Here is a 4,672-nt window from a genome sequence, read left to right as displayed (position 1 = left end):
AGTCCCGCCGCGGCCGCGCCGCCGGGGCGGGCGCTCGCCGGCCGGCCCAGCATGGCGCCGAGGCCGGCCAGGCAGAGCAGCGCCAGCGCCAGGAAGCCGGCAGCCGCCAGGATGGGCGCCGCCGGATCGCCGGTCGCGTCGCGCAGCGCGCCGGCCACCGGCGGCAGCACCGCAAGGCCGCCATAGAACAGCATGTAGTGGATGCCGACGCCGAAGGCGCGGCTCCGGGCCGAGAGCACGCGGCCCAGGAGGGCCATGATCAGGCTGGCCGGCGGCCCGGCCAGCAGGCCGAAGGCGACCAGCGCCGGCGCGGCGGGCGCGCCGCCGACCAGCGCCAGCAGCGCCGCGCCCATGCCGGCGAGGCAGAGCGCGCAGATGAGCATCGGCCGTCCCAGCCGCTCCGCGATGGCGCCGCCCAGCGGCAGCAGCGGCAGGATGGCCCAGCCGACCAGGGAGGCGACGGCCCCGGCCATCCCCGGCCCGGCGCCCTGCGCCACTAGGAAGGCCGGGGCGAAGCCCAGCAGCACCGCATAGGCGGCGTTGTAGCTGGCCCAGAGCGCGCCGACGGCGAGCAGCGGCGCCCATTCCCCCGGCTGCAGCCGGGCCATGGGGTCCACGGGGCCGCGCGGCCCGGCCGGCACCGCCCAGGCCAGCAGCGGCAGGGCGAGGGCGCAGAGCGCGGCCGAGCCGATCAGGCCCAGCCGCCAGTCCTCCCCGGCCAGGGGCAGCAGGAGGAGGGCGGCGGCGATGCCGATCGGCCAGGCGGACAGCATGACGCCCATGGCCGGCGCCAGGCTCGGGCCGGCGAAGCGGTCCAGCACGCGCTTGGCGCAGGCGATGGTGAGCAGGGAGGAGCCGCCGCCCGCCACCACCCGCCCCAGCAGGGCGAGCGGGTAGGAGGGCGCGGCGGCCAGCACGGCGCCGCCGAGGACCATGAGCCAGAGCCCCGCCAGCAGGATCGCCCGGTCGCCGAAGCGGGCCAGCAGCCAGCCGGCCGGCAGGGCGGTGGCGACGCCGGCCAGCGAATAGGCGCCGATCAGCGTCCCGAGCCGGGTCCAGTCGGCGACCAGGCCGCCCACCAGAAGCGGCCCGAGCGCGCCGATCGCCTGGAACTGCACGCCCATCCCGATCCGCGCCACGCCGATCAGCAGCAATTCGAGCCAGCGGTTGCGCGGTGCCATGACGGGTGCTTGTCGCAGCCGGACTCAGGCCGGTCCAGGGCGGTCCGGGCCAGGCCGCTGGCCTGGCGGGGTGGTCCGCAGGGGCAGCGCCCTGCGGTCAGGCGCGGACCGGCTCGGTGCTGTCGAAGGCCTGCGTCCGCACCAGCCTGGCATAGAGCCCGTCCTGCGCCATCAGCCCGGCATGGGTCCCCTGCTCCACCGCCCGACCATCCTGCATGACGACGATCCGGTCGGCCTCCCGCACCGTCGCCAGGCGATGGGCGATGACCAGGGTGGTGCGGCCCTGCCGCAGCCGCGCCAGCGCCGCCTGCACCAGCGCCTCGTTCTCCGCATCCAGCGCGCTGGTCGCCTCGTCCAGCAGCAGCACGCGCGGGTCGCGCAGCAGCGCGCGGGCGAGCGAGACGCGCTGCTTCTGCCCGCCCGACAGCCGGCCGCCACCGGGGCCGAGGATGGTGTCGTAGCCCTGCGGCAGGCCGGCGAGGAAGTCATGGGCGGCGGCGGCGCGCGCCGCGGCCTCCACCTGCTCGCGCGTCGCGCCCGGCCGGCCGCAGGCGATGTTGGCGAAGGCGGTGTCGTCGAAGATCACCGCATCCTGGCCGACATAGGCGATGGCGTCGCGCAGCGAGGCCAGCGTCACCGCCCGCACATCCGCGCCGTCCAGCCGCAGCGCGCCGGCGGTGGCGTCGTAGAGCCGCGGGACGAGGGCGAGCGCGGTGGACTTGCCGGCGCCGGAGGGGCCGACCAGCGCGACGGTCTGCCCCGGCTCCGCGACGAAGGACAGGCCGGCCAGCGCCTTGTCCGGCGTGCCTTCGTAGTGGAAGCCGACGCCGTCGAACTCCACGCGGCCGCGGCCGGCGGGCAGCGGCGGGGCGCCGGGCGCGTCGGCGATGCGGCGCGGCGCGTCCACCACGGCGAAGACGCGCGAGAGGCCGGCCAGCCCTTCCTGCAGCGCCGCGTTCAGCGACCCCAGCGCCCGCACGGGGCGGGAGGCGATGAGCAGCGCGGCGACGAAGCCGGTGAACTCGCCCACCGTCCCCTGCCCGGTCGAGACGCGCCAGCCGACGAAGCCCAGCACGGCGGCGACGGCGACGCCGCCCAGCGCCTCCAGCATCGGGTCGAGGCTGGCGCGGGTGCGGGCGATGCCGAGCAGGCTCTCCCGCAGCCGGGCGAAGGTGGCCGTGGCGCGCGCCTCCTCCTGCGCCTCCAGCCGGTAGGCGCGGACGACGCGGGCGGCGGCGAAGGATTCCGTCAGCTGCGCCGCGGTCTCGCCCATGCGTTCCTGCATGCCGCCGGAGGCGCGGCGGATGCGCTTGCCGAGCCGCAGGATCGGCACCACCGCGATCGGGTAGAGGCAGGCGGCGATCAGCGACATCTGCCAGTCCAGCCAGACCATGGAGGCGACCAGCCCGAGCACGGTCAGGATGTCGGCGGCGCCGTTGATGGACTTGGTCAGCGCCTCGCGGATCGCCGCGGCGTCGACGGTGAACTTCGTCGCATGCCGGGCCGGCGCGTCGCGCACGACGGTTGCGAGGTCGGCGCGGGTGAGGGCGCGGAACAGGTCGCCCTGCAGCGCCTCGATCACCCGCAGCACCACCGCCTGCACCGCCACCGCCTGGCCGTATTGCGCGAGCGCCTTGGCCAGGGTGACCACCACGATGACCAGCGGCAGTTGCCAGGCCAGGTCGGCGTCCTTGGCGGTGAAGCGGTCGAAGCCCTGCTGGATGACGATGGGATAGAGCGCGGTGAGGCCGGCGAGCGCGGCGGTGCAGAGTACGGCGAGCAGGATGCCGCGGCGATGCCGCGCGAGGTAGCAGCGGACCAGCCGGCGGATCAGGGCGCGGGTGGTGGGATCGGCGGGCAGGACGGCCATGCCGGCGGCGTAGCAGGTCCGGCGCGGCGCGTCGAAAGGCGGGGCGCCGCGCGGCCTTGGCGCCGCGGTCCCCGGCCCGCCGGGCGTGGCGGGGCCGGGCCGGTGGTCCGTCGCGTCAGGCGGCGGCGCGGCGACGGCGACGCTGCGTCAGGCCGAGGCCGGTGAGCGCGGCGCCGAGCAGGCCGAGCGTCGCCGGTTCCGGCACGGGCACGGTGCCGGGCGGCAGTTCCGGCGGCGTGTCGGTCGGCGGGTTGTTCGGCGGCGGCGGGGCCGAGGCCTGCTGATAGGTGTAGGTCACCGTGGCGAGGATGCTGGTCGTCAGGTTGACCGCCAGGGTGTACCGCGTGCCGCCCCGCACCGAGGCGTCGAGGTCGCCCCAGGCCACCGCCATGGAGATGGAGCCCGGCCCGGTCCAGGGCGCGAAGTCGGTGATGGGGGGCGCCGCCAGGGCGGCATCCGTCGGCAGGGCGCCGACGCTCTGGCTCGCGCCGCCGGCCAGATTGGTCGCCGTGAAGGCGATGGCCGCGAAATTCGCGCTGGTCACCGTGCTGTCGGGCAGGGTCACGGACAGGCTGGGGACGCTGATGCTGACCTCGAAGCTGCGGCTATTCGCCGGCCGGTTGGACAGGGTGTTGGTGAGCGTCACCGACCCGTCGAGCGTCGCGCCGAGGGACAGGCTGACGCCGGTGAGGGTGGCATTGCCATAGGCATTGGCATAGGCGGCCGGGTTGAACTGGCCGACGACCAGGGAACCGCCGTCATCGCTGTTCCAGGTGGCGCCGGCGGTCGCGGTCAGGGGGCTGGCCTGCGCGGCCGCAGCGGCCAGGACCAAGCCCGCCAGGGCCGCGGGAAAGGCGAAAATCGAACGCATCAGTCGCATCTCCAGGATCGAACTTACCCCGTTGCAGCATTCCTGAGAGCGTCACGGGGTCCTGAGACACGGATTGCAACCGACATGCCAGCCGGCGTTGTGGTTTCAAGCTGTTGAAATCATGTGATTCATAAAGAGGTTAACCGCCTGACAGCCGCTTTGGCGTAAAGGCCTCCGACAATCAAAGCGTAATTCTCTGGTCTGGGATCGCGGTGGGCGTGTCCCTGTCGTCCGGATCGGGCAGGACGTCTGCAGGCGACGGCCGCGCGCGGGCGGTGTGTGTCAAATTTCCCGACAACCCATGGCTGCATTCGTCCGGCATCGCACAGTTCCGCATGACAGCGTGGACAGGTCAGCCACCCGCATCCGCCACGGTGCGCAGCCGGGCGCGGCAGGCCGCCGCATCGGCGACGCAGCCACCCTCCAGCCACCAGGCGCGCACCGCCGCCAGCGCCGCGCCCAGCGCCGGTCCGGGCGGCAGGCCCAGCGCCAGCCCGTCCCGGCCCTGCAGCGGGAAGACCGGCCGCGGCGTCGCCTCGATCCGGCCCCGCAGGGCCGGCCAGTCGCCCGGATGGCCGCGCGCCTCGGCGATCCAGGCGCGGTCCGCCGCATCCTCCGGCGGGATCCCGGCCAGCAGGCGGCGGAGATCCGCCCCCGCCGGCAGCCGCAGCACCGGCGCGACATCCCGCGCGGCGGCGAAGCGCGCCGCCTCGGCCGCCGACCAGCGCAGGCGCGCGGCGAGGGGCGCCG

General features: G+C 75.4%; 3 protein-coding genes and 1 pseudogene. All 4 read right to left on the bottom strand.

Features of this window, described 5'->3' with window-relative positions:
- Positions 1-1,181, bottom strand: a 1,181-nt coding sequence (locus tag E2C05_RS28835) for an MFS transporter (RefSeq protein ID WP_133223073.1), incomplete at its 3' end; no start/stop codon positions are given.
- 97 nt (positions 1,182-1,278) lie between these two features.
- Positions 1,279-3,051 carry an ABC transporter ATP-binding protein gene (locus E2C05_RS28830; RefSeq protein WP_133223072.1) on the bottom strand — a complete coding sequence of 591 codons (1,773 nt, stop codon included), beginning with the start codon at positions 3,049-3,051 and terminating at the stop codon, positions 1,279-1,281.
- A 115-nt stretch (positions 3,052-3,166) separates the two neighbouring features.
- Positions 3,167-3,922, bottom strand: coding sequence for a choice-of-anchor E domain-containing protein (locus tag E2C05_RS34410; RefSeq protein ID WP_200306548.1), 756 nt, complete (start codon positions 3,920-3,922; stop codon positions 3,167-3,169).
- A 352-nt stretch (positions 3,923-4,274) separates the two neighbouring features.
- A pseudogene (locus tag E2C05_RS33525) lies at positions 4,275-4,672 on the bottom strand (CCA tRNA nucleotidyltransferase); the annotation flags it as partial.

Origin of the sequence: Paracraurococcus ruber (assembly GCF_004353985.1) — a bacterium.
In the GTDB taxonomy this organism is placed as follows: domain Bacteria; phylum Pseudomonadota; class Alphaproteobacteria; order Acetobacterales; family Acetobacteraceae; genus Paracraurococcus; species Paracraurococcus ruber.
The sequence above is the reverse complement of the archived record's forward strand: the minus strand, read 5'-3'. Positions and strand labels throughout refer to the sequence as shown.

Bases quoted from the DNA above. Each gene is read 5' to 3' on its own strand.
- E2C05_RS34410 (WP_200306548.1), bottom strand. From the start codon at position 3,922: ATGCGTTCGATTTTCGCCTTTCCCGCGGCCCTGGCGGGCTTGGTCCTG.
- E2C05_RS28830 (WP_133223072.1), bottom strand. From the start codon at position 3,051: ATGGCCGTCCTGCCCGCCGATCCCACCACCCGCGCCCTGATCCGCCGG.